This is a genomic window from Methylobacterium sp. 77, from assembly GCF_000372825.1.
GTDB lineage: Bacteria > Pseudomonadota > Alphaproteobacteria > Rhizobiales > Beijerinckiaceae > Methylobacterium.
Window position 1 is genome coordinate 486421 of record NZ_KB910516.1, and the last position, 25040, is coordinate 511460.

The following is a 25040-nucleotide window of genomic DNA, read 5'->3' on the forward strand; positions in this document are numbered from 1 at the left end:
GATCTGCCGATCCTTGCACGAGATATGGAACAAAGATAGAACATGTGAACTGTGATCGGTGGGGAAAAACCCGCCCCACCGATTGCCGGCCGACAGGCCAAAGCCCATGAAGGGGCAACGGGACGGACGGCATGTGAGGCCCTCCGTCGGTGAGATCGATCGAGAGGAGAGCGGCATGGCCGGCAGCGTCAACAAGGTGATTTTGGTGGGCAATCTCGGGCGCGATCCCGAGACCCGGCGCCTCGCCTCCGGCGATCCCGTGGTCAATCTCCGCATCGCCACATCCGAGTCCTGGAAGGACAAGATGTCGGGCGAGCGCAAGGAGAAGACCGAGTGGCACTCGGTGGTGATCTACAACGAGAACCTCGCCCGCGTGGCCGAGCAGTATCTGCGCAAGGGCTCGAAGGTCTATATCGAGGGCCAGCTCCAGACCCGGAAATGGGCGGACCAGTCCGGCGTCGAGAAATACACCACCGAGGTGGTTCTCCAGCGTTTCCGTGGCGAACTCACGCTGCTCGACGGCCGCGGCGGCGGTGAGATGGGCGCCGACGAAGAGGGCGGCGGTCAGATCAGCCGTGGCGGCGATTACGGCGGTGGCCGTGGCGGAGATCGCGGCGGCGACAGGGGTGGCGATCGCGGCGGAGAGTATGGCGGCGGCCGCTCCTCGGGCGGGGAGCGCCGTCCGGCGGCGGCGAGTTCGACGAAGCCGAATTACGATCTCGACGACGATATCCCATTCTAGGTTTTCGGCGATCCTGCCCGATCCGGTGCGAGTTCGACGGGACTTGGCGCTTCCTTAACCATGCTTGCGCCAAGAATGCTCCGCACGTGTCGATATCCGTCTGACGACGGACGCGACGCGGGATCAAGCGGAGCGATCGATGAGCCAACACACCGAGACCTTGGTCATCGGCGCAGGACCGGCCGGATTGACGGCCGGCTACCTGCTGTCGAAGCACGGGCGCGATGTGGTGGTGCTGGAACGCGACCCGCGTCAGGTCGGCGGCATCAGCCGCACCGTCTCGCATAACGGCTTCCTGTTCGATATCGGCGGACACCGCTTCTTCTCGAAATCGAAGGCGGTGGTCGACCTCTGGGACGAACTCCTGCCCGACGATTTCATCGACAGGCCCCGCCTGTCGCGGATTTTCTACAAGGGCAAGTACTACGCCTATCCGCTCAAAGCCTTCGAGGCCCTGCGCAACCTCGGCCTGATACAGAGCACCGCCTGCGTCCTGTCCTATCTCTATGCCCGCGCCCGGCCGATCCCGGAGCCGAAGAGCTTTCACGACTGGGTCCGCAATCAGTTCGGCGAACGTCTGTTCTCGATCTTCTTCAAGACTTACACCGAGAAGGTGTGGGGCATGTCCTGCGACGCCATTTCGGCCGATTGGGCGGCCCAGCGCATCAAGGGCCTCGACCTCGGTTCGGCGATCCGCGATGGTCTGGCGCGTTCCCTCGGCCTGAAGGCCAAGGCGAAGCCTGGCGAGCCGGTGATCAAGACCCTCATCGAATCCTTCCGTTACCCGCGCCGGGGGCCGGGCATGGTCTGGGAAGCGGCTGCCGCGAAGATCGAGGCGCAAGGGGGGCGGGTTATCCTCGACAGGGGCGTCGACGGGCTGAGCTTCGATGCCGCGACCGGCATCTGGACGGTCTCAGCGATCCGGGGCGACGGCACGCGCGAGACCTTTACGGCGCGCAATCTCGTCTCGTCGGCTCCGGTGCGCGAACTCGTCGAATCGATCAAGCCGAGACCGCTCAGCACCTTCCACGCCCGCAGCCTGCATTACCGCGACTTCCTCACCGTGGCCCTGATCGCCCGGGTCCGCGAGGATTTCCCCGACAACTGGATCTACATCCACGATCCGTCCGTGATGGTCGGGCGGGTGCAGAACTTTCGCTCCTGGTCGCCGGAAATGGTGCCGAACGACGACTATACGTGTCTCGGCCTGGAATACTTCTGCTTCGAGGGCGACGGGCTCTGGTCCATGCCGGACGAGGGGCTCGTGGCTCTGGCCAAGGCCGAGATCGGCAAGATCGGGCTGATCTCGCCGGAGGATGTGATCGATGCCTGCGTCGTGCGTCAGCCCAAGGCCTACCCGGTCTATGACGAGAGCTACCGCGAGAACGTCGCCACGGTCAGGATGGAGGTGGAGCGCGAGTATCCCACGCTCCACCTCGTCGGCCGCAACGGCATGCACAAGTACAACAACCAGGATCACGCGATGATGACCGCGATGCTCACGGTCGAGAACATCCTTGCCGGATACCGGCGCCATGACATCTGGCGCGTGAACGAGGATGCCGAATACACCGAGGCCGGATTCTCCGGTGCCGACGAAGCTCTGGGCAGCGAACGCCTCGTCCCGCGCAAGGTCGCCTGACACACCGATCCGGTCGCAGCGGGATCGCAACCGGCACCCATTCGTGCTTCGATGGTCTCCACAGCTGTCGAGGAGATGATCCGATGCGCGTGATGGTTCTGGTGAAGGCGACGAAGGACAGCGAAGCCGCGATCATGCCCTCGGTCGAGTTGCTCGGCGCCATGGGGCAGTACAACGAGGAACTCATCAAGGCCGGCATCCTCCTCGCAGGCGAGGGCCTGCACCCATCCAAGAAGGGAAAGCGGATCGCCTTCGACGGCGCGGATCGCTCCGTGGTCGACGGTCCCTTCGCCGCCACCGGAGAACTGGTCGCGGGCTTCTGGCTCTGGCAGGTCAGGGACATGGAAGAGGCCGTCGCGTGGGTGAAACGCTGTCCGAACCCTATGCCAGGCCCCAGCGAGATCGAGATCCGGCCACTCTTCGAGATGTCCGATTTCATCGACGCGCCGTCGCAGTGATCCGAGAAAGCCGCCGCTCGCTGGAAGCACCGTGATCGCGGCCGCATATCGGCACCGTTAAGCGCTTGAATGAGAAGCGTTTTGCTCATCTCGTCGCGATGGTCCCAGCGGTGGCGCCGAAACGCCGGATGGCGTATGTAGAAAGCATCGAGAAACGGCGCTCCATGCCGCCCTATGCGAGGCGACACGGAACGCGTCGCTCCCCACGTCCCCGAGCGCCCGGCGCTCCATGCGGACCCGGCCCGCCGGGACCGTTACAGGCAGAGATCGAAGACCTTGGCAGAGAAAGACGATACCGGCGCCGGCGCGACGCCGCCCGCCTCGGACATCAAGCCCGTTTCCATCACCGACGAGATGCGCCGCTCCTATCTCGATTACGCCATGAGCGTGATCGTGAGCCGGGCGCTGCCCGACGCGCGAGACGGCCTGAAGCCGGTGCACCGGCGCATTCTCTATTCCGCCTACGAGAGCGGGCATCTGCCCGAGCGGAAATACGTCAAGTCGGCCCGCATCGTCGGTGACGTCATCGGTCTCTATCACCCGCATGGCGACCAATCGATCTACGACGCCTTGGTTCGCATGGCGCAGGACTTCTCCATGCGGCTCATGCTCATCGATGGGCAGGGCAATTTCGGCTCCGTCGACGGCGATCCGCCGGCAGCCATGCGCTACACCGAATCGCGTCTGGCCAAGCCGGCCAACGCGCTGCTTGCCGATATCGACAAGAACACCGTCGACTTCCAGCCGAACTACGACGAGTCGCGCGAGGAGCCGAAGGTTCTTCCGGCGCGCTTCCCCAACCTCCTCGTCAACGGCGCGGGCGGCATCGCGGTGGGCATGGCCACCAACATCCCGCCGCATAATCTCGGCGAGCTCATCGATGCCTGTATCGCCCTCATCGACGATCCGGGCCTGACCATCGAGCAGCTGACCGAATACGTTCCCGGCCCCGACTTCCCGACGGGCGGCTCGATCCTCGGACGGGCCGGCGTGCGGCAGGCCTACGCGACCGGTCGCGGCTCCGTCATCATGCGGGCGAAATCCCACGTGGAAGAGCTTCGCAAGGAGCGCGAGGCGCTGATCTTCACCGAGATCCCGTATCAGGTGAACAAGGCGACTCTTATGGAGAAGATCGCCGAGCTGGTGAAGGAGAAGCGCGTCGAGGGCATCTCGGACCTGCGCGACGAATCCGACCGCGACGGCATGCGCATCGTCATCGAGATCAAGCGCGATTCGATGGCCGACGTGGTGCTGAACCAGCTCTATCGTTTCACGCCGCTGCAATCGTCGTTCGGCTGCAACATGGTGGCGCTGAACGGCGGCCGCCCCGAGCTGATGAACCTGAAGGACCTGCTCACGGCCTTCGTCGACTTCCGCGAGGAGGTCGTCTCACGGCGGACCAAGTTCCTCCTCGGCAAGGCCCGCGAGCGCGCCCACGTCCTGTGCGGCCTCGCCATCGCGGTGGCCAATATCGACGAGGTGATCCGCCTCATCCGCACCTCGCCCGATCCGAACACCGCCCGCGAGGCTCTGATGGGCCGCCATTGGCCGGCCCTCGACATCGCCCCCCTCATCGCCCTGGTGGACGACCCGCGCCACCGGGTCGACGAGAACGGCAATTATCGCCTGTCCGAGATCCAGGCCCGCGCCATCCTCGATCTGCGCCTGCAGCGACTCACCGCCCTCGGCCGCGACGAGATCGGCGACGAACTCCAGAAGCTCGCCGACGAGATCGCCGATTATCTCGACATCCTGCGCTCGCGCCTGCGCATCATGACCATCGTCAAGGACGAGCTCGCGGAGGTGCGCGAGGCCTACGCGACGCCGCGCAAGACCATGATCCTCGACTGGGATTCGAACGTCGAGGACGAGGACCTGATCCAGCGTGAGGACATGGTCGTCACCGTGTCGCATGCCGGCTACGTCAAGCGCGTGCCGCTCTCGACCTACCGGGCTCAGCGCCGGGGCGGGAAGGGCCGTTCGGGCATGACCACCCGCGACGAGGATTTCGTCACCCGCCTGTTCGTGGCGAGCACCCATACGCCGATCCTGTTCTTCTCGAACCAGGGGCAAGTCTACAAGGAGAAGGTGTGGCGCCTTCCGATGGCGGCCCCCAACGCGCGCGGCAAGGCGCTCGTGAACATCCTCTCCATGGATGCGGGGACCGAGCGCATCACCACCATCATGCCGCTGCCCGAGGACGAGGCGTCCTGGGAAACGCTGGATGTGATGTTCGCCACTGCCAGCGGCGGAGTGAGGCGCAACAAGCTGTCCGACTTCGTCCAGGTGAACCGTGCCGGCAAGATCGCGATGAAGCTCGACGAGGGCGACCACATCGTCCATGTCGAGATCTGCCGGGCCGATCAGAACGTGCTGCTCACCACCCAGGCCGGACAGTGCATCCGCTTCCCCGTCGAGGACGTACGCGTGTTCAAGGGTCGCGATTCCACCGGCGTCCGCGGCATCAGCCTGGCCAAGGACGACCGCGTCATCTCGATGACGATCCTCAACGCGTTCGAGGCCGCACCCGAGGAGCGGCAAGCCTATCTGCGTCGCGCCAATGCCGACCGCCGCGCCACGGGCGAAGCCGTCGACCTGCCCACCGCGCCCGAAGCCGATGGTGAGGAAACCGGCGCCTCGATCGACCTCGATCAGGACCGCTACATCACCATGGGCGCGGCCGAACAGTTCGTGCTGACCCTGTCGGAGCGCGGGTTCGGCAAGCGCACATCGTCCTACGAGTACCGGACCTCGGGCCGCGGCGGCAAAGGCATCAAGGCCATGGAGGTGAACGTCCGGAACGGGAACCTCATCGCCTCGTTCCCCGTGGAACCCGCCGACCAGATCATGCTGGTGACCAATGCCGGTCAGCTGATCCGCGTGCCGGTGGACGATATCCGCATCGTTGGCCGGGCGTCGCAGGGCGTCACGGTGTTCAACACCGAGAAGACCGAGCGCGTCGTTTCGGTGGAGCATATCGAGGGTGAAGGTGAGGAAGATGCCGGCGATCCGCCCAATGGCGATACCCCCGGCGATGCCGTCTGACCTCAGCTTTGGTCGAGACTAATGTGAAGTCGAAAAAATATTTCTGAGGCCCTGGATTAAAACGCCAACCAAGTCGTAGGACTTGGCTGGCGTTTTACTTGGTGTGTTGATCTTCGGTGTTGCAAGCAAGTCATATCTGACTCGGTCGGATATGGCTAAGTTCGCTTTCAGAGACAGGCCGCCCACCCCAGGATCGCAACCGTGTTCAAGTCACTCGTCCTCGCCGGCGCCGCTGCGGCCCTCTTGACCGGCGCGGCTTCCGCGGCCGATCTTCCCCGCCGCGCCGCTCCCCCCGTCTTCGTTCCGGTCCCCGTCTTCACCTGGACCGGCCTCTATTTCGGTATCAATGCAGGCTACGCCTACACCGAGAGCGACACGGTCCGCACCACGGGCGTGAACAACCTCGGTGTTGCCGGCGCGGTGAACCCGGCCAACCTCCAGCTCAACGTCGATCGCGGCCTTCGGTCGGGCGCCGTCAAGCTCTCGCAGGAAGGCTTCTCCGGCGGCGCGCAGATCGGCTACAACTACCAGTTCACGCCGGGCAGCGGCTTCGTGGTCGGCGTCGAGGCGGACGCCCAGTACATGGATCTGGAGACCCGTCGCACCGAGACGATCTTCCGTCCCCAGTTCAACCCGAACGTGCTGACGAACTCATACCGGTCCGACCTGCAGTATCTCGGCACCGTTCGCGGTCGCATCGGCTACGCCTTCGACAAGGTCATGGTCTACGGCACCGGCGGCTTCGCTTATGGCGGCGTCGAGCAGAGCGTGAGCTTCCAGACCGGCGCGCCGGTTACCTATGCCGGCGCACGCTCCACCATGGAGACCGGCTACGCCTACGGCGGCGGCATCGAATACGCGCTCCCCACCGACTCGTTCCTGAACTTCTTCCGCTCCAGCGCCGTCACGCTGAAGGCCGAGTATCTTCGCTACGACCTCGGCAGCCGCAACCTCTTCGTCGGCTCCACCGGCGGTCCGGGCGTCGGCTACAACGCGACCTTCAAGACCGAAGGCGCCATCGCCCGCGCCGGCCTGAACTACAAGTTCGGCTCCTACTAGGAAGACGACGAGGCCTGAGCCTCGTTACGACGATCGATAAGGGACTTCGCAGACCGAAACTTCGGGCGGGCGCTCCATTGGGGCACCCGCCCTTTTTCATGTCGCGTCGGGATCGCCGGTGGAATCGCGTGACGGTCGGCCACCGTGATGAGATGGCGGCGAGCGGTTCCGTTCCGGGACGAAATGCTCTACGCCCACGGACCATGATCCGCACCGCGCTCTACGCCGGCTCCTTCGACCCGGTCACGAACGGACACCTCGACGTCATCCGTCAGGCATGCCGGCTCGTGCAGCACCTCGTGATCGCCATCGGCGTGCATCCGGGCAAGGCACCGATGTTCTCGCCGGACGAGCGCGCCGACCTGCTGCGGGCGACCTGCGCGCCCCTGGCCGAGGACGAAGGTGCAACCCTCGACATCGTGACCTTCGACGATCTGGCGGTCACGGCGGCCCGTCGCTCCGGCGCCAGCATCTTCATCCGTGGCCTGCGCGACGGCACCGACCTCGACTACGAGATGCAGCTCGCCGGCATGAACGGCGCCATGGCGCCCGAAGTGCAGACGGTCTTCCTGCCGGCCTCGACCGGCGTCAGGCCGATCACGGCCACCCTAGTGCGGCAGATCGCGGCCATGGGCGGGGATGTCTCGCCCTTCGTACCGCCTCTCGTGGCCGAACGGCTCAGCGCACGCTTCGCCAGGGTCTGACCGATCCTCAGCCACACCTTACCCAAACCGGAGAACCCATACCCATGATTCAACGGACCCTTCATCGGCGCACCGCCTTCGTCGCTCTGGCTCTCGCCGCCATGATCGGATTTGCTCCCGTCGCACGGGCCGCCGACGACAACACGGTCTATCTCGACACCAAGGATGGCCGCGTCACCATCGAGTTGCGCCCCGATCTGGCGCCGCAGCACGTGGCTCAGCTGAAGACCCTGATCAATAAGGGGTTCTACGATGGCTTGAAGTTCCACCGCGTCATGGACGGATTCATGGCCCAGACCGGCGACCCGAAGGGCAACGGCAGCGGCGGCTCGTCACTCCCGAACATCCCGGCGGAGTTCTCGCAATCGCCCTTCCGCCGCGGCACGCTCGGCATGGCCCGCTCCTCCGATCCGAATTCGGCGAACTCGCAGTTCTTCATCTGCCTCGGCGACGCGCCGTTCCTGAACGGTCAGTATACCGTGATCGGTCTCGTCTCATCGGGCATGGAAGCGGTCGACAAGATCAAGAAGGCGGCCGCGGGCGCTCCCGGCGGCGCGGTCCAGAACCCGGACAAGATCGTGAAGATGCAGATGGCCCAAGGTTCCAAGTGACGGCTAGAGCTTGGACGGTCGGAGCTTGAACGGACAGGGCCCGATGACGGGGAGCATGAACGCGAGGCGCTCGGCGCGCCTTGCCTTCGTCTCCGCGGCTGCCGTCGTTCCGTTCGGTACGGCCATCGCCGGTGCCGGCCTTCCGCCGACGCATCCCGAGGCTCGTCCGGCGACCGTACGGGTGCAGCAGGATGGCATCGCCGCGAGCCCGGCCGACACGCTCCAGACGCTCTATCCGAGGCTTACCGCCTGTTGGCGGATACCGGCCGGCCTGGCCGGCTTCGCGCGCACCGAGATCACCGCCCGCTTCGCCCTTCGCCGCGACGGCTCCGTCATCGGCGAGCCCCGCATCACCTTCGCGATGCAGAATGCGGATCACCGCGGCAGGGACATCCTGACCCGCGCAACCCTCGACGCGATTCGGCGCTGTACGCCGGTCGCGATCACGCCGGCGCTCGGCGCCGCCATCGCAGGGCGTCCCATCGCCCTGCGATTCATCTACCAAGGTCCTCAGGGACAAGGAGTCTGACCCCCATGGCCGATACCGAAACCCTCATCCTCGAAACCACCAAGGGCCGCGTCGTCATCGGACTGCGCCCCGATCTCGCCCCCAACCATGTCGAGCGCCTCAAGACGCTGGCGGGACAGCAATTCTATGACGGCGTCCCGTTCCACCGCGTCATCGACGGGTTCATGGCTCAGACCGGCGACCCGACCGGCACGGGTTCGGGTGGTTCCGACCTTCCGGACCTGAAGGCCGAATTCAACGATGAGCCGCATGTGCGCGGCACCTGCTCGATGGCTCGCACCAACTTCCCGCATTCGGCGAATTCGCAGTTCTTCCTCTGCTTCGGCGACGCCCGCTTCCTCGACAAACAATACACCGTCTGGGGCAAGGTGATCGAAGGAATGGACGTGGTCGACAGCCTCAACAAGGGCGAGCCGCCGCGCTCGCCGGACAAGATCGTCAAGATGACGGTCGGAGCCGCCTGAGAGCCTAAGACGACGGGCCGAGAGGGCGTCCGCGCAAGTCGTGCGGGCGCCCTCTCTCGTTTTGGGGGCGCTCGGGCGGACGGGATCACCGGAGAGCGCCGGACGAGAGCCCTCGCAGCGCCATCGGTTCACGAACCGCCGATCCGCCGCAGCGACTCATGCCCGCTGGTTCGCAATCCCCGAACGGACTATCCCGCTTCGCCCGTCTCGCCGGCCACGTCGGTTGCTCCGGGCGCTGGACCCGGCGGCAGCACCACGACCTTCGTGCCGATTTCGACGCGGCCATAGAGGTCGATGACGTCCTGATCGACCATGCGGATGCAGCCCGACGAGACCGCTCCACCGATCGTGTAGGGTTCGAGCGTGCCGTGGATCCGGTACAGCGTGTCCTTGCCGTCGCGCCAGAGATAGAGCCCACGCGCGCCGACCGGGTTGGCCTTGCCGCCGGGTATGCCGCGTCCGCTCTGGAGCCGCGACAGCATCCCGTCGATGTCGGGCCGACGCGCGATCATCTCGCGCGTCGGATACCAATCCGGCCATTCCCGCTTCGCTTCGACCCGCGCGACTCCCGACCACGCCATCCCCTCGGCGCCGACACCGACGCCGTAGCGCCGCGCCCGACCGCCGGGCTCGATCAGGTACAGGTAGCGCGCCGCCGTATCGACGATGATGCTGCCGGTCGGCTCCGAGGTGACGTAGTCGACCTCGCGCCGCAGGTAGGCCGGGTCGATCCGGGCCGTGTCCACCGCCTCGACGGGGAAGGGCTCCGTCGTCAGAGCGGCATAGGCGGCAGGCGGCGCCTCGCTCGGCGGCATCCGCGCGAGGCCAAGGTCGATGCCGGGGGCGGCGACGCAGCCGCCGAGAGCGAGGAGGATCGTCGCTTTGGCGAGGACGATGCGGACCGACGGGAGGGTGGGGGTCATGGAGGCTGCCGCGAGAGGTCAGCCAGGTTCGGACCCGCGCGCGTCGAATCTATGGTCAAGCTTGGACGTGGAGATGGCCGATCCACGTCGAGACCCGGGCGGCCTTCACCGCAGCAGCGCCTCCGCCAGCGCCAGATCCTCCGGCGTGTTGATGTTGAGGAACGGGTCGACGGGCTCTGCCGGCCATTCCACCGCCACCGCGCCATGTCGGGCGAGGAAGGCGCCGACGCGCCGCTCGCCGCGCTCGACCAGGGCCGCGCGCAGATCCTCGCGCAGCGACACCGCCCAGAGCGCGACGGTGAAATGCTCTCGCCCGGCCGAGGACGCCATGGCGATGGCGGAGCCAGCCCTTTCCGCATGCAGGCGTTCCACCAGATCGAGGGGCAGGAACGGTGCGTCGCCCGTGACGCTGGCCAGATGGGTCGTGGAGGGATGATGCGAAGCCGCATGGTCGAGGGCGGCGAGGATGCCGGCGAGCGGCCCCGGATGGTCGGGCATCTCGTCCGGCACGACGAGGCCAGAGAATTCAGAGAACCGGGCAGGGTCGCCATTGGCGTTGAGAATGACGCCCGCCCCGCATTGCGGAGTGAATCGCTCGACGACCCGGTCGAGCAGGGTGCTCCCGGCCAGAACCCTCAGCGGCTTGTCGCCGCCGCCCATCCGGCGGGACAAGCCGCCGGCCAGGATCACGCCGAGGACGGGCGCCACGGGCGGGCTACTCGATCACGATGCGCGGCGCGGCGCGGGGTGCCGGCCCACCCGTGAGGTTGGCCCAGAGCTGCGCGGCAATGCCGCGATAGACCTTCGCGTGAGGCCCGTCCGGGTCCACCGCCACGACGGGACGCCCGGAATCGGAGGTCTCGCGGATGGTCATGTCGAGGGGGATCTCGCCGAGGAACGGGACGTCGAGCCGCGCAGCCTCATCGCGGGCGCCGCCATGACCGAAAATGTGAGAGGCATGGCCGCAATTCGGGCAGATGAAGGTCGCCATGTTCTCGATCACACCAAGGATCGGCACGGAGACCTTGCGGAACATGGTCACGCCGCGCCGGGCGTCGATCAGCGCGAGATCCTGCGGCGTCGAGACGATGACGGCACCCGAGAGCGGCGTCGCCTGCGCCATGGTCAGCTGCGCGTCGCCGGTTCCCGGCGGCATGTCGACCACGAGGATATCGAGATCGCCCCAAGCGACCTCGCGCAGCATCTGAGTGATGGCGGATTGCACCATTGGGCCGCGCCAGATCATCGCCGTCTCGGGCTCGATCAGGAAACCGATGGACATCACCTTGATGCCGTAGCCGTCCATCGGTGCGAGCAGGCGCTCCTCGATCACCTTCGGCTTTCCCGACAGGCCGAAGAGCTTCGGGACCGAGGGACCGTAGATGTCGGCATCGAGCAGGCCGACCTTCAGCCCCTGCGCGGAGAGGGCGAGGGCAAGGTTGCAGGCGGTGGTGGACTTGCCGACGCCCCCCTTGCCGGAGGCGACGGCCACGATGTGGCGCACGCCGGGAAGGGCCGGCCCTGTCCGGGGGGGCGCCGGCCGACCCGGCTGGGGCGGCTGCGGCGCCGCATTCTGCGCGGGCGGAGCGGGCTGGTTCGGACCCCGCTCTGAAGTGAGGCTGGCGAACACGCCGGATACGCCCTGCATCGCCAGAATGGTGCCCTCGGCCTTGCGTCGGATCGGCTCGAAGCGCTCTGCCTCGGTCGGGTCGATCAGGATCGAGAACATTACCCGGTTGGTCGGGTCGACCACGACCTGGGAGAGGCGGCCGGAGGCAGGCAGTGTGGTGCCGCCGGCATCGACGGTGACAGCGGACAGCGCCTTGAGCACGTCGTCGCGAGTAATGGCCAAGATATCTCTCCAGGCAGGACAGGCCGGCACGGCGGCCCGGACATTACCCTGCATGTAACCGACGTCGACGAGAACGCCAGACCCGTTGCGGCTTCGGCCATCCGATATGCGCGGAGCGGATCGCCTCAGCGCCGCTGCGACGGCGGGATGGCGATGAGGTTGCAGCGCTCCATCGGCCCTCTGACGATCGAGCCGTCGCCGCGCCGATACATCCCGTTGCGGACGTGGCGGCATCCGGGCGGACCGGGGAGCCGCTTCACCCGCTGGATATGGACGCTGCCGTAGCGCCGGTTCGAGAAATCGTGGCCGCCGATCCGCACGCCAGGACCGAAGCGGACCTCCGCCGCAGCCGGTATCGTGACGAGCGCGGACGCGCAGGCCACGCCCAGGAGAAGGCCGAGACTTCCTCGGATCACGCCATGCAAGGACATTCTTCCTCTTCTTTCCGCGGTGCTGAACCAAGCCCGCCCTGGCCCGTTGTGAGAGCAGCCTTCGGGGCCGGCCCGCGACGGTAAGCGCCGTGCCCCGATACGGATGGAAGACCTTCAGGAGACCGTTTCATGCATCAAGGCAACCACCGCGACCACGAGGGCGCGAAGAAGCTGTTCGAGCTCGTCAAGGACATCAAGGTCGCGATGATGACCACGGCGGACCCGGACGGGAAGCTCTACAGCCGCCCGATGTGGAGCCAGGATACCGACGAGAACGGCGACATCTGGTTCTTCACCAAGCTGCATTCGCCCAAGACCGCGGAGATCGGCAAGGACAACCAGGTCAACCTCGCCTATTCCGACCCGTCCAGCCAGACCTACGTCTCCATCGCCGGCAAGGCCGAGATCGTCACCGATCAGGCCATCGTTGACGACAAGTGGAGCGAGAGCATGAAGACCTGGTTCCCCAAGGGCAAGGACGATCCGGAGGTCGCCCTCATCCGCATCCATCCCGAGAAGGGCGAGTATTGGGACAGCCCCAACGCCACCGCCCTGCACATCTTCGGCTACGTGAAGGCCGCGCTCACCGGCGAATCGCCCAAGACCGAGACGCAGAAGGTCGATCTCGCCTGAGATCGGCCGGGTCCCATGCAGGCGCTTCGCTGTGAAGCGCCCGCATGGGACGGTTGACGCGGGCCTGTCCCGCATGTGCCTCTGAGCCCGGCGGGCACCGTGTTCCGCGCCGGGCTCGCTCACCCTCATGCTCGATCTCGCGACGCGGGTTTACAATCACAGCTTCAAGATCGACCCGATCATCCGGTCGCTGCTCGACACCGACTTTTACAAGCTACTGATGGCGCAGACGATCTTTCGCCGCCATCGCGACACCGACGTCACCTTCGGCATCCAGAACCGCAGCCGCTCTGTCCGCATCGCCGACTTCGTCGATGTGGGGGAGCTGCGCGAGCAACTGGACCACGCTCGGACCGTCAGGCTGAGCAGGGGGGAATCGACGTGGCTGCGCGGAAACACGTTCTACGGCCACCGCCAGATGTTCTCGTCCGACTTCATGGACTGGCTCGAAGGGTTCCAGCTCCCGGAATACGAACTCGAGGCGCGTGACGGGCAATATGTCCTCACCTTTCACGGCCCCTGGATCGAGACCACGATGTGGGAGGTGCCGGCGCTCGCCATCCTCAACGAGCTGCGCTCGCGCGGAGTCCTGCGCGCGCTGGGCAAGTTCGACCTGCAGGTTCTGTATGCGCGAGCGATGACCCGTGTCTGGGAGAAGATCGAGCGGCTCAAGCGCCTTCCCGACCTGTCCATCGCCGATTTCGGCACGCGCCGTCGCCATGGCTACCTGTGGCAGGATTGGTGTGTCGAGGCGATGCGCGAGGGCTTGGGCGAGGCCTTCCTCGGCACATCGAACTGCCTCATCGCCCTGCGCCGCGAGGTCGAGGCGGTCGGCACCAACGCTCACGAACTGCCGATGGTCTATTCGGCCCTCGCCGGCGACGACGCTGCTCTTTCCCAGGCACCCTATGATGTCCTGCGCGATTGGCAGCAGGATTACGCCGGCAATCTCCTGGTGATGCTGCCGGACACGTATGGGACCACCGGATTCCTCGCCGACGCGCCCGATTGGATGACCGCCTGGACCGGCATCCGCATCGATTCGAAAGACCCGATCGAAGGAGGGGAGGAGGCGATCGCCTGGTGGGCCTCGCGCGGCTGCGACCCGACATCCAAGCTCGCGATCTTCTCGGACGGGCTCGACATCGGAACGATCGAGGCGATCCACACCCATTTCCACGGTCGGATGCGCATCGGCTACGGCTGGGGCACCCTGCTGACCAACGACTTTCGCGGTTTGGTGCCGGATCACGGACTCGATCCGATCTCCATCGTCTGCAAGGTCATCGCCGCCAATGGCAGGCCGACGGTGAAAATCTCCGACAACCCATCGAAGGCCATCGGCCCGGCCGACGAGATCGCCCGCTACAAACGCGTCTTCGGCATCGGCGAGATGGCGGAGATGCCGGTCGTGGTCTGACACCCCGGCCTTCGACGTCCGCTGAACCGCTCCGTCGTCGCGGGAGACACGTCAGCGCATCGCCTTCTGCACGATGACCCCGTACCAGCCGAGCCCGGCATAGGTCTCGTATCCGGGCGTGCGATGGAACGCGGTGAGGGCGCCGGAGACAGCCTCGTAAGCGGCGCCGCTGGCGCGGCTGCCCGGCTCGAACGCCAGGATCTCGGTGAGGAGGCCGCGACGGTCGGATGCGGCGAGGACGCGGCGTTGGGCGTCGACCAGCAGCACCCGGGTCCGCTCCCGATCCTCCGGCGCCACGCGAACGCCCTCGACGATGGCGCGGGCCTGGGGCTCCCAATCGAAATGGACCGCCAGCACGCCGACCGGCTGCGCCCGGCCCGCCCCGCCATCGCGGATGCTGGCGCAATAGGTGGCGACCTGGGCGCCTCCCAGTCGCGGCTGGCGCGCGACATCGGCGGCCACGTAGGCGTCGCCGTCCGGCAGGCCGGCCGCCTTCCTGAACCAGGGTTCGTCGGACACGTCGCGGCCGATCACGTCGCCGTAGCGATCGGGGCGTCCATGGGCGATCACACGCCCGTCCATCCCGCAGAGCCAGAGGTCGAGATAGACGGTGTAGGCCCCGAGAATCACGGACATGCGCTCGGTCGCATGGGCGATCCGTTCCGGCGCCGGGTCGGCGGCGCATGCCACTACGGCCGCATCGGTCGCCCACCAGCGCACGTCGCAGGTGCGCTCGTAGAGGTTCCGGTCGATCAGTTCGACGGCATTGAGGGCGAGGTCGATCAGCCGGTCCTTGCGCGAGGACTCGGACAGGGTCTCGACCTTGGACTGCACGGCGGCGATCCGGTCCGACAGTTCGACTTCGAGGGACCGCGAGATGGTCTCGACTTCGGCGCCGATGGCGCGGACCTCCTGTGCGACCACGGAGAAGCCCCGTCCGGCTTCGCCGGCGCGCGCGGCCTCGATCAGGGCGTTCAACGCCAGGATCTTGACCTGGCCCGTGATGCTCTGGATGCGGCGGCTCTTGTCGGACGAGATGCGCTTCAGCTCGGCCATCTCGGCCGCCACGCCTTGCAGGCCGGTGTCGCCAGGACCGTCCTCGCGACTCTGCGACGGAAAACCCTGATTGAAAACCGATCCGCTCATCTGTCTACCGATTGTCGAACGATCGGTCATCCCTACAGCAAACCGCCTAAGACTTCGCTAAAGTTATATCATTCAGCACTTTATCTGGAACACGTCGGTATTATTGTCATGCAGGCGGTCGTTAACTCGTCAACCGATGGTACAAGACGTCGCCTATTTTAGAAGTCATAGGCATCGATGTGGCGTATTCCCGCGTCTCGTCGGCAGAATGGGGCGTTACCCCCAGATACGACGGATGAAAATCGGTGACCGTTCGATTTCGTTTCGCAGTATTCCTCGGCCGTGACGTCGATTCCGTTTCGCTTTTGGCGGACCGAACACGGTGACTCCTCCCGCGGCAAGCGGTAGATCGCGGAGAAAGGCGGGAGCCATGCGCATCGATCTCAATGCCGATCTCGGCGAAGGCTACGGTCCTTATACGCTCGGCGACGACGACGCCCTCCTCGGCCTCGTCACCTCGGCCAACGTCGCCTGCGGCTTCCATGGCGGGGATCCGTCCATCATGGTCGCGACCTCATCGGCGGCCAAGGCGCGCGGTGTGTCCATCGGCGCCCATCCGGGTTTTCAAGATTTGCGCGGCTTCGGCCGCCGCGTCATCGCCGAGAGCGCGGCCGAAATCGAGGCGGGCGTCGCCTACCAGATCGGCGCGCTCCAGGCCTGCGCGGCACTCGCCGGCCATCGCGTCACCCATGTGAAAGCGCATGGGGCGCTCGCCAACCTGTCTAATGCCGATGCGGGCGTGGCCAGCGCCATCGCTCGGGCCGTCCGTGCCGTCGACCGGAACTTGCCGCTCGTAGTGATGCCGGGCCTCGCCGCCGAACGCGCCGCCCTGGATGCCGGCCTTTCCGTGACGCGGGAAATCTATGCCGACCGAGCCTATGCCGACGATGGGCAGCTTTGCGCGCGCTCGCTGGCCGGAGCCGTCATACACGACGCGGCGGAGGCCGCAGCGCGGGTCCGAAGCATGGTGGAGGAGGGGGCCGTGATCACGCTGTCGGGCTATCGGATCGCCGTGACGATCGATACGATCTGCGTCCACGGCGACACGCCGCATGCCGTGGAAACCGCGCGTGCGGTGCGGCAGGCGCTCATGGCGGCGGGCTTCGTGTTGACCGCCTTCAACGCCGCCTGATCACGAAATGAATACAAAGCGCCGGGCGATCAGGGATCGTTTCGCTCCGAAACTCCGTTCCTCACCACGATTGTGCCGGTCATACCGCCGCAGGATCGCGTGCGTAGCGTCGAGACGGAACAGAGATGGCGACACCGACACCGGCTGAGATCGCATCGCAGCAGGCACCGCCCGCTCGATCGGTGAGCACCAGGGAAGGCGTCCCGCCTGCGACGCCGGCCTACGTCTCCCTGCCGCCGCCACGGGCGACCCGCGTCGCGGCGGCCGAGGCGATCCCGCCCTCGCTCGCCTCTCCACTCATCGTCACCGCGCTGATCGTCTCCGGCCTCTATATCGGCCGTGACGTCCTCATTCCGATCGCCATCGCGGTCCTGCTGTCCTTCGTCCTCGGCCCCATCGTCTACCTGCTGCGACGGCTGCGTTTCGGCCGGTTTTTGTCGGTGGCGACCTCCGTCATCGTGGCGCTCGGCGTGGCGGCGGCGCTCGCCACCCTCATCGGCGTGCAACTCGCGGATCTGGCCAAGGACGTGCCGCGCTACCGCACGACCATCGAGCACAAGATCGAAGGCCTCCGCGACAGCCCGGCCGGCCGGATGGCCGACTACGTGGCCAATATCGGCCGGACCATGCATCAGGGCGGGGAAGAAACGGCAAAGCCCGAAGCTGCCAAGCCCGAGGCGTCCGGCGCGAAATCCAACGCGCCGCCGCCTGAAAAACCCGTCATCGTCGAGATGAAGGAGCGGGCGCCGGACCCGATCGCTCTCGCCAACACCATCCTCTCACCGATCCTGCATCCGCTCGCCACCACGGGCATCGTCTTCATCGTGCTCCTGTTTCTGCTGATGCAGCGGGAGGATCTGCGCGACCGCATGATCCGCCTCGTCGGGTCGAGCGACCTGCACCGGACCACCGTGGCGATGGACGACGCCGCGCGACGTCTGAGCCGTTATTTCCTGGTCCAGCTCGCACTCAACGCCGTCTTCGGCATCGTCATCGGCATCTGCCTGTCGGTCATCGGTGTCCCCAATCCGGCGCTCTGGGGCATCTTTTCTGCGCTGATGCGGTTCATCCCCTATATCGGCGCCGCCATGGCGGCGGTGTTCCCCCTGGCGCTCGCGGCAGCGGTCGATCCCGGCTGGTCGATGGTCATTTCCACATTGGCGGTGTTCCTGATCCTCGAGCCGCTGACCGGCCACGTCATCGAGCCGATGCTCTATGGCCAGTCCACGGGCATGTCGCCCTTCGCCGTCCTCGTCTCGGCCCTGTTCTGGACCTGGCTATGGGGACCGGTGGGGCTGTTGCTCTCGACGCCGCTCACGGTCTGCCTGGTGGTGTTGGGCCGCCACGTGGACAAGCTCGAATTTCTCGACGTCCTGTTCGGCGACCGCCCGGCGCTGACCCCGGTGGAGAACTTCTACCAGCGTATCCTCGCCGACGACCCGGAGGAGGCCCAGGAGCACGCCGAACTCATCCTGAAGGATTGCTCGCTCTCCGCCTATTATGACGACGTGGTGCTGAAGGGCCTCGAACTCGCCGCCCGCGATGCCGCCCGCGGCGTTCTCACCCCCGACCAGAAAACCGACATCCGGGACACGGTCGCCGTCCTCATCGCCGAAATGGACCGTCGCGACGCCGAAGTGCCCGACGACGATTTCGCCGCTCCCGATGACATCCCCGCCGATTGGAAGCAGGACGGCGCGGTGTTGTGCGTGACCGGACGAAGCTTCGTCGACGAATCCGCCTGCGCGATCCTGGCGCAACTTCTGAACAAACGCGGGATCGGCACGCGGATCGTTCCGTTCGCCGATGTCGCGAGGGTCCAGGTCGACAACTTCGATCCCGGCCCGGCCAGGATGATCTGCATCGTGTCGCTGGCGATCAATGGAGAGCCGACGCATCTGCGCCGTCTCGTCGGGCGCCTGAAGCGGCGGATGCCGGACCTCCCCATCGTCGTCGGCCTGTGGCAGGCGGACCACGAGATCCTGAGCGACGAGGGACAGCGGGCGGCCATCGGCGCCGACGGGCATGTGTCCTCGCTCGATGCCGGGTTGCAGGCCGTCCTGTCCCGGGCCGGCACGGCGGCACCGGCCGTGAAGCCGGAACGGTCCGCATCGGAGGAGCCTGCCATCATGCCGGTTTCGGAAGCCGTCGCTTTGTAACGGCGAATGGCCGTCGCTCGAATCCCTGGGCGCGAAACGACGAGGCGGTTCCATCGTAGAGGTGTCGTTCGCCATAGGGTGCGACGGCGCTTGCTTGTCGGGTCGGGCTTGACGAGGGTCGTCCGCCACCGCTTCGATTGCGGGCACGGTTCAACAGGAGGCCTCTCGATGAGCGTCGTCGATCTCGCACGGTTCATGGAAGACCTCGCCACCGAATCCGGGCAGGCCATCCTGCCCTTCTTCCGGGCTTCGTTCGGCATGGACGACAAGGGCAGGGGCACCGGCGCATTCGACCCCGTGACGGAAGCCGACCGGGCCGCTGAGACGATCCTGCGCGGCAGGATCAAGAGCACGTTTCCGACCCACGGCATCGTCGGGGAGGAGTTCGGCTCCGATCATTCGGACGCCGAATGTGTCTGGGTCCTCGATCCGATCGACGGTACCCGCGCCTTCATCACCGGCCTGCCCACCTGGGGAACGCTGATCGGCCTGCTCCATGACGGCGTACCGGTCCGAGGATTGATGAATCAGCCCTATCTCGGCGAGCGGTTCCTCGGGGATGGGGCAACCGCGACCTTCCACGGCATACGCGGGCCGCGCAAGCTGATGACCCGTCGCTGCGAGCGTCTCGCCGATGCGCTGCTGGCCACCACCGACCCGCGCCTGTTCGCGCAGGGCGAGGAGCAGGACCGCTTCAAGAGCATCGAGAGCGCCGTACGGATGTCGCGCTACGGGACCGATTGTTACGCCTATTGCATGCTCGCGGCCGGCCAGATCGACCTCGTGGTCGAGGCCGGGCTGAAGCCGCACGATATCGTGGCGTTGATCCCGATCATCGAGGGTGCCGGCGGCATCGTCACCACCTGGGATGGCGGCCCCGCCGCCAAGGGCGGCCGGATCGTCGCCGCCGGGGATATCCGGCTGCACGCGGCGGCTCTGCGCCATCTCAATCCGTGAAGGCGCACTGCCCCGGACTGTCGTAGCGGTCGTGGAGGGCGATCCGGGGACGGGCTGCGCTTCACGCCACCCGTCCGGCGAGACTTCGGAGAGGCTCGACCGGACGTGCGGTCATGCCATCGCGAGAGCGCCGACCTTCTCACCCGCTTCGGTGCTTTCCGCCGTACTTCCCGGCACGAAAGCATCGAACGCCGCCCAGAAATCGTCGCGGATCGCGTCGCGCTCCGAGAGAATCTCGTGGCGGGCATCGGGCAGGACCAGAAGAAAGCCCGAGGACATCCGGCCGACGAACCTTTCCGTGATCGCGGTGTCGCACACGGGGTCCGCGCCCGCGGCGATGACGAGGGCCGGAATACGGATCGAGGCTGCGGCACGCGGATCGGCGAGTTTCGCCATGGCCCGGAATGCGCCGACGATCCAGGCCACGCTGGGATCTCCCACGGCACCCGCCCCGACAGCCCGCGCCGCCTGGGCGTTGCGGGCATAGCGGGCCGGATCGTCCGACAGGCGGTTGCCAAGGAACGGGTTCGTGGCGATCGAGGTGGGCTTTCCGCGGGGAATGAACCTGCGCCCGAGGCCGAGCGCATGCAGAACGCGAGCGAGAAGGTAGGCCGCGGCCGGGAAACGGATCATCCGGATCGACAGCATCGGTGCCACGGTGACGATGCGGGTGAAGGGCAACCACCCCTCCATCGCCCCGGTGAGGGCCACGGCGCCGCCCATGGAATGAGCGAGGCAGAGGTGCGGATGCGGCATCAGCGGCCGCAAGATCGAGTCCTCGATCGCCTTCAGGTCACGGCGATAATCGTCGAACCGTGCGACATGGCCGCAATGCGGATCGGCGACCTGGCGCTGCGATTCGCCCTGACCGCGCCAATCGAACGCCACAACCGCAAACCCGCGCCGCCGCAGGTCCGTGATGGTCTCGTAATATTTCTCGATGAACTCGGCCCGGCCCTGAAGCAGGCATACCGTGCCCTTCACCAGCCGTGTCGTCGGGCGCCAATGGGCGACCCTCAACCCGATCCCATCATCGGCATGGACCGTGACCAGCGTCCCCCCCGGCGGAACCGGATTTCCCGGCGTGGAAGCAAGGGTCAGCATCGATGGGATCCGAACGAGAGGGGCGACGTCAAATTTTGCATCCGTCTGGGTATCCAAACTCTTGAAGCCATCCGGCGCGCCTCCGATATTGGAGGAGCGCTGGCCGATACGGCGGCGCAACGGTCCGGCCCCTTGGGCGGACGATAACGTTACATGTTGCTTCTTAAGGAGAATATGTCATGCGCCAGTTCGATCTTGCTCCCCTTTATCGCTCCACCGTCGGTTTCGACCGCCTTTTCTCGGCTCTCGACCAGTTCGTCAGCGCCGACGCGGTTCCGACCTACCCGCCCTACAATATCGAGCGCACCGGCGAGAACGCCTACCGCATCACCGTCGCGGTAGCGGGTTTCACCGAATCCGATCTCGCTATCGAGGTGAAGGAAAACGCGCTGACGCTCAAGGGCGAGCGCAAGCCCGATAACAGCCGCAAGGTGGAAGTGCTGCACCAGGGAATCGCGGCCCGTGGCTTCGAGCGCCGGTTCCAGCTTGCCGATTACGTCCAAGTCACGGGCGCGGCGCTGGAGAACGGCCTGCTTCACATCGATCTCGTCCGCGAGATTCCCGAAGCCAAGAAGCCGCGACAGATCCAGATCGCCACCTCGGGCGCCGTGAAGGCGCCGGTGATCGAGGGTGCGGTCCAGCAGGCGGCCTAACGGCTCCTCCACGATCGAAGGGCGCTCCGGCCGCGAGGCCGGGGTGCCCTTATTGCGATCAGAACCCGTCGAACCGATCGCCCCGGCCCGGTTCCCTGCAGCGATAGCCGATGAAGCAATCCGGCGCGTCGCGAGCCGGCGCGAAGGCCGGGATCGTGATCTCGGTCACCTCACACGCGCTACGGTCACCCACGAAGCGGTCATAGGTCGCCCCACCCGTGCCGAGGACGATGCCTCGATTCCGCGAAACCGTCGCCCGCGCCTGAGCGCAGGTCATGTCGAGGGTCGATGCTCGCTGCGCCAAGGCGGGTTGGATGGCTGCGGGACAGACGCTGCCCAGGATCGCGAGCGTACCTGCGAGGCGGAAAACCTTGACCACGAGCGGGTGAACCTCGTCACGGTCGCACAGGAGCGCGCGATCAGCCGGGGAGAACGCGGGCTCGGTCCGCCGGGTTTCCAAATCTTCTCAGACGTCGCCGAACATCAATTGTCCCTGAGGGCTCTGCCTGCGGGGCGACGGTGCCGGCTTGTCCTTGCGGACAGGAGCCTTCGGTGCCGGCCTGGACCGCTTCGGCTCACCCCGCATCCTGGCCTTCGCCTTGTCCCGAGCCACCGCTTCGGGGGCATTCGGATCGTCGCTCAGCCACTTGCCGCGCTTGATCACCTCGTTAACCCGGCCCTGATTCACCCCGACCTTGAAGGCGATCTCCTGCTGGGTCATCCCGGTGGAGGCGTGTAGGTCGAGGATCGCCCTCGCGAGATCCGGTGTCATCTTCTGGCCGGTGAGGCGACGGGCCGGCTTGATCGTGCGGGTCGCCCGGTCGCGGTCACGCATCCGCTGGAGCAGGGCGAGCGCCATGTTCATGCCGTGCTCGCGCAACGCCTCCTCGAATTCCTTCAACGTCGCCATCGTCGGCTTCCTCGTTGCCGTCGCGGCCGGACCTCAAGACCACCGCGTCACCGGAAAGAACGGTCGGGCGCGCGCCAAGGTTGCGACGATTACCATCGGTCGATGAACCATGGTTGGGCCGGCCTTCCTTCGATGACAACCGGCCGTAGACTTCGTCCACCGCTAAAGCATCGAAACGCAGACGAGGGTGCGGCTGGAGAGACGGCCAACGACCTCGCCCTTGGCGGAAAGCCCGAGCATCGGTTAAACCGCGCGCCATACGCGGCTTTGAGGACGCTTCCCCGATGATCAGCCCGATCCTTTCCGTCGCCCGCGACGGATCAGCTCCCGGCGCTCCCTCCCTGGTCGATGCGCTGGAAAGCGGGTCGGTCCTGGTCTTCAATGACCAAGACTTTCCCTTCAGCGACTTCGAAACGCGCTTCGTCGAGCGTCCCTTCGCCGACGGGAAGGCCAAGAACGTCAACATCCGCGGCAAGGAGGCGGCGCTCCGGGGTGCCGCTGGAACGCCGGAAGAGCAGGAGGCCCTGCGCCAGCTCCTCATCCGCTACAAGGCTTTCGCGCAAGGCCTGATCGACCGCCATCTGCCGGCCTATACCGGCAAGGTCACCCTGGCCGGTACGTCCTACCGCCCGTTCGAGGTGGATCAACGAAAGCTGAGCTGGCGTCGCGACGATACCCGCCTGCACGTGGATGCCTTCCCTTCGAACCCGATCGGCGAGAAGCGCATCCTGCGCATCTTCCGCAACATCAATCCGAACGGGCAGCCGCGCCTGTGGCGGGTGGGGGAGGATTTCGGCTCGATGGCGGAGAAGTTCCTGCCGCGACTGCCCGGCTATTCGCCCTTATCGGCGCGCCTGCTGGCGGCCCTGCGCATCACCAAGGCCCGCCGCTCCGAATACGATCACCTGATGCTGCATCTCCACGATGCCCTGAAGCAGGACATGGAGTACCAGGAGAAAGGTCCGCAAGCCGACGTCCAGTTCACGCCGGGACAGACCTGGGTGACCTTCTCCGACCTCGTCATGCATGGCGCCATGGGCGGCCGCTACATGCTGGAACAGACCGCGTATCTGCCGGTGACGAGCCAGGCTGACCCCGAGCGCAGCCCACAGCGCATCCTCGCACGGAAGCTCGGACGCAAGCTGCAGTGAGACCTGATCGCCATCGAGACCGAATTTAGGACCACACCATGATCCTCGAAATCGCACAGATCGACATCAAAGCCGGCATGGAGGCCGAGTTCGAGGCGAACATCGCCAAGGCTTCGGAGATCTTCAAGGTCGCAAAGGGTTGCAGGAGCTTCGCAGTCCGCCGTTCCGTCGAGAAGCCCCAGCGCTACCGGCTCCTGATCGAGTGGGAGACACTCGCCGATCATACCGAGCACTTCACCGGGTCGCAGGCCTGGAAGGATTACCGGGCGATGGTCTCGCCCTGTTTCGAGGGACCACCCAGTGTCGAGCACACCGAACTGACCCTCCAGGCATTCTGACGCGCGAGGCGGTCAGCGCCCGGACTGACGGACAAGCATCTTGATGCGGCTGTCGAGGAGCGCCCAGCGCTCCGAGATGCCGTGGAGGGTGCAAGATCTGAAGGATTCGCCTGCATAGAATCCGACGTTCGTCTCGATGAAACGGCAGTCGACGATGGGCGGCACCATCACCACGAGCGGGACGGGCAGGACGATGAGGCTGACATCCAGCACGACCCCCAGCGCCCAGCCTCGGCGCGGACGCGGCTTGTCGACGTCACGGCGGATGGGTGCCTCTTCATAGAAGAGCCGCCCTCCGAGGTTGGGAGCCGCACCTCGGGATGCCATGACGACATCCGTCCTGCGACGCATGTCGGCATCGTCGGGGTCGGTTACCACAAAGGATCGGACGGCCGAGTCTGATTGCATCGCACCCTCGCAAGCGATCTCAACAGTTGTATCACGCGACGCCCTCGCGATGCCGACTGAAGCTCCGCATTCCCTCGTCACGCTGAAATAGAGTTAATTGCATTCTTGCGAGCAGGCGCGCTCGGAGCCGGCGGCCGAAGAATTTCAGCGGATGCGGTCCGCAACGGCCTTGAGCGCCCCTCCGATCGACACGGCGTGACGGGTGAGATCGCGACGGGCGCAGGCCGCCTCCCGCACGAAGTTCGGCATGATCGATGAGGCGCGAGGCCCGCATTCGGCGAAGACAGACAGCAGCAGGAAAGCCAGCGGCCCGAGCGTCAGGATGAGCTTGAAGCCCAGATAGGCACGGCCGAAGACGCCGCGCTTCGACCGACGAGAGGGCCTTTCGGATCGCGCCGGGTCGCTGCGGCTCGACGCGGCGGCCTGCCCGGAGGATCGATGAACATCCTCGTCGACCTCTTCGGGAAAGTTCGCGTCACGGTATCGTTCGAGTTTGCTCCCGGCCATGACTATCGACTCGCCCGCAGATCGAGACACCGTGCTCCCCGATTCGTAACGATCGAATGATC

Annotated in this window: 27 protein-coding genes; 17 read left to right on the top strand and 10 right to left on the bottom strand. The window is 66.0% G+C overall.

The annotated features are described in order from the left end of the window. Window positions 1-175: 175 nt before the first annotated feature. The 9 genes from ssb to A3OK_RS0102310 all read left to right on the top strand — a co-directional run bounded on the left by ssb (window position 176) and on the right by A3OK_RS0102310 (window position 9254). Window positions 176-742, top strand: coding sequence for a single-stranded DNA-binding protein (ssb, locus tag A3OK_RS0102270; protein ID WP_019903310.1), 567 nt, complete (start codon window positions 176-178; stop codon window positions 740-742). Between the two features lie 139 nt (window positions 743-881). Continuing rightward, entirely contained in the window at window positions 882-2384 is a 1503-nt protein-coding gene (locus A3OK_RS0102275; protein ID WP_019903311.1) for an NAD(P)/FAD-dependent oxidoreductase, read from the top strand. A gap of 83 nt (window positions 2385-2467) precedes the next feature. Further along, window positions 2468-2842 (top strand): YciI family protein, encoded by a 375-nt coding sequence (locus A3OK_RS22220; protein WP_019903312.1) that lies wholly within the window; start codon window positions 2468-2470, stop codon window positions 2840-2842. A gap of 276 nt (window positions 2843-3118) precedes the next feature. After that, on the top strand, window positions 3119-5887 hold the full coding sequence (gyrA, locus tag A3OK_RS22225) for a DNA gyrase subunit A (protein ID WP_051092952.1): 2769 nt from the start codon (window positions 3119-3121) through the stop codon (window positions 5885-5887). A 201-nt stretch (window positions 5888-6088) separates the two neighbouring features. Continuing rightward, entirely contained in the window at window positions 6089-6946 is an 858-nt protein-coding gene (locus A3OK_RS0102290) for a porin family protein (protein WP_019903314.1), read from the top strand. A 203-nt stretch (window positions 6947-7149) separates the two neighbouring features. Further along, window positions 7150-7650: a pantetheine-phosphate adenylyltransferase gene (gene coaD, locus A3OK_RS0102295; protein ID WP_019903315.1), complete on the top strand. Its 501-nt coding sequence runs from the start codon at window positions 7150-7152 to the stop codon at window positions 7648-7650. Window positions 7651-7694: 44 nt separating this feature from the next. Next, window positions 7695-8261: a peptidylprolyl isomerase gene (locus A3OK_RS0102300; RefSeq protein ID WP_019903316.1), complete on the top strand. Its 567-nt coding sequence runs from the start codon at window positions 7695-7697 to the stop codon at window positions 8259-8261. A 43-nt stretch (window positions 8262-8304) separates the two neighbouring features. Continuing rightward, on the top strand, window positions 8305-8790 hold the full coding sequence (locus tag A3OK_RS0102305; protein WP_019903317.1) for a hypothetical protein: 486 nt from the start codon (window positions 8305-8307) through the stop codon (window positions 8788-8790). Between the two features lie 5 nt (window positions 8791-8795). Beyond that, on the top strand, window positions 8796-9254 hold the full coding sequence (locus A3OK_RS0102310; protein WP_019903318.1) for a peptidylprolyl isomerase: 459 nt from the start codon (window positions 8796-8798) through the stop codon (window positions 9252-9254). A gap of 188 nt (window positions 9255-9442) precedes the next feature. Here A3OK_RS0102310 and A3OK_RS22230 read toward each other — a convergent pair whose 3' ends face one another. The 4 genes from A3OK_RS22230 to A3OK_RS0102330 all read right to left on the bottom strand — a co-directional run bounded on the left by A3OK_RS22230 (window position 9443) and on the right by A3OK_RS0102330 (window position 12460). After that, window positions 9443-10177 carry a L,D-transpeptidase gene (locus A3OK_RS22230; protein WP_081631144.1) on the bottom strand — a complete coding sequence of 245 codons (735 nt, stop codon included), beginning with the start codon at window positions 10175-10177 and terminating at the stop codon, window positions 9443-9445. 105 nt (window positions 10178-10282) lie between these two features. Then, window positions 10283-10885, bottom strand: a complete 603-nt coding sequence (gene mobA, locus A3OK_RS0102320; RefSeq protein ID WP_019903319.1) for a molybdenum cofactor guanylyltransferase MobA — start codon at window positions 10883-10885, stop codon at window positions 10283-10285. Between the two features lie 7 nt (window positions 10886-10892). Next, complete coding sequence (locus A3OK_RS0102325) at window positions 10893-12029, bottom strand: Mrp/NBP35 family ATP-binding protein (RefSeq protein WP_019903320.1); 1137 nt, start codon at window positions 12027-12029, stop codon at window positions 10893-10895. 125 nt (window positions 12030-12154) lie between these two features. Next, window positions 12155-12460 (bottom strand): hypothetical protein, encoded by a 306-nt coding sequence (locus A3OK_RS0102330; RefSeq protein ID WP_019903321.1) that lies wholly within the window; start codon window positions 12458-12460, stop codon window positions 12155-12157. 129 nt (window positions 12461-12589) lie between these two features. Here A3OK_RS0102330 and A3OK_RS0102335 point away from each other — a divergent pair, with 129 nt between their 5' ends. Further along, window positions 12590-13093, top strand: a complete 504-nt coding sequence (locus A3OK_RS0102335) for a pyridoxamine 5'-phosphate oxidase family protein (protein ID WP_019903322.1) — start codon at window positions 12590-12592, stop codon at window positions 13091-13093. Window positions 13094-13220: 127 nt separating this feature from the next. After that, window positions 13221-14513, top strand: a complete 1293-nt coding sequence (gene pncB / locus A3OK_RS0102340; protein ID WP_019903323.1) for a nicotinate phosphoribosyltransferase — start codon at window positions 13221-13223, stop codon at window positions 14511-14513. A 51-nt stretch (window positions 14514-14564) separates the two neighbouring features. Here the strand turns inward: pncB and A3OK_RS0102345 are convergent, their stop codons facing one another. Next, a complete protein-coding gene (locus A3OK_RS0102345; protein ID WP_019903324.1) occupies window positions 14565-15659 on the bottom strand; it encodes a methyl-accepting chemotaxis protein in 1095 nt (364 codons plus the stop codon). Window positions 15660-16029: 370 nt separating this feature from the next. On the opposite strand from A3OK_RS0102345, the gene A3OK_RS0102350 reads away from it, so the two are divergent. From A3OK_RS0102350 to hisN, 3 genes are all read left to right on the top strand, one after another. Then, window positions 16030-16791: a 5-oxoprolinase subunit PxpA gene (locus A3OK_RS0102350; protein WP_019903325.1), complete on the top strand. Its 762-nt coding sequence runs from the start codon at window positions 16030-16032 to the stop codon at window positions 16789-16791. 125 nt (window positions 16792-16916) lie between these two features. Further along, window positions 16917-18950, top strand: coding sequence for an AI-2E family transporter (locus A3OK_RS0102355; RefSeq protein ID WP_019903326.1), 2034 nt, complete (start codon window positions 16917-16919; stop codon window positions 18948-18950). 168 nt (window positions 18951-19118) lie between these two features. Continuing rightward, complete coding sequence (gene hisN, locus A3OK_RS0102360) at window positions 19119-19907, top strand: histidinol-phosphatase (RefSeq protein ID WP_019903327.1); 789 nt, start codon at window positions 19119-19121, stop codon at window positions 19905-19907. 111 nt (window positions 19908-20018) lie between these two features. Here the strand turns inward: hisN and A3OK_RS0102365 are convergent, their stop codons facing one another. Then, entirely contained in the window at window positions 20019-21011 is a 993-nt protein-coding gene (locus tag A3OK_RS0102365; protein WP_019903328.1) for an alpha/beta hydrolase, read from the bottom strand. Between the two features lie 179 nt (window positions 21012-21190). Between A3OK_RS0102365 and A3OK_RS0102370 the strand changes: the two genes are divergently transcribed. Beyond that, window positions 21191-21664 carry an Hsp20 family protein gene (locus A3OK_RS0102370; RefSeq protein ID WP_019903329.1) on the top strand — a complete coding sequence of 158 codons (474 nt, stop codon included), beginning with the start codon at window positions 21191-21193 and terminating at the stop codon, window positions 21662-21664. Window positions 21665-21722: 58 nt separating this feature from the next. Here the strand turns inward: A3OK_RS0102370 and A3OK_RS0102375 are convergent, their stop codons facing one another. Both A3OK_RS0102375 and A3OK_RS0102380 read right to left on the bottom strand, forming a co-directional pair. After that, window positions 21723-22043 carry a hypothetical protein gene (locus A3OK_RS0102375; protein ID WP_051092956.1) on the bottom strand — a complete coding sequence of 107 codons (321 nt, stop codon included), beginning with the start codon at window positions 22041-22043 and terminating at the stop codon, window positions 21723-21725. Between the two features lie 87 nt (window positions 22044-22130). Further along, window positions 22131-22574, bottom strand: coding sequence for a DNA-directed RNA polymerase sigma-70 factor (locus A3OK_RS0102380; protein WP_019903331.1), 444 nt, complete (start codon window positions 22572-22574; stop codon window positions 22131-22133). A gap of 284 nt (window positions 22575-22858) precedes the next feature. Between A3OK_RS0102380 and A3OK_RS0102385 the strand changes: the two genes are divergently transcribed. Both A3OK_RS0102385 and A3OK_RS0102390 read left to right on the top strand, forming a co-directional pair. Further along, entirely contained in the window at window positions 22859-23725 is an 867-nt protein-coding gene (locus A3OK_RS0102385) for a Kdo hydroxylase family protein (protein WP_019903332.1), read from the top strand. A 38-nt stretch (window positions 23726-23763) separates the two neighbouring features. Next, entirely contained in the window at window positions 23764-24063 is a 300-nt protein-coding gene (locus A3OK_RS0102390) for an antibiotic biosynthesis monooxygenase family protein (RefSeq protein ID WP_019903333.1), read from the top strand. Window positions 24064-24075: 12 nt separating this feature from the next. Here the strand turns inward: A3OK_RS0102390 and A3OK_RS22235 are convergent, their stop codons facing one another. Together A3OK_RS22235 and A3OK_RS0102400 are read right to left on the bottom strand one after the other, a co-directional pair. Further along, a complete protein-coding gene (locus A3OK_RS22235) occupies window positions 24076-24390 on the bottom strand; it encodes a hypothetical protein (protein WP_155911923.1) in 315 nt (104 codons plus the stop codon). A 225-nt stretch (window positions 24391-24615) separates the two neighbouring features. Continuing rightward, complete coding sequence (locus A3OK_RS0102400; RefSeq protein ID WP_019903335.1) at window positions 24616-24978, bottom strand: hypothetical protein; 363 nt, start codon at window positions 24976-24978, stop codon at window positions 24616-24618. Window positions 24979-25040: the final 62 nt, after the last annotated feature.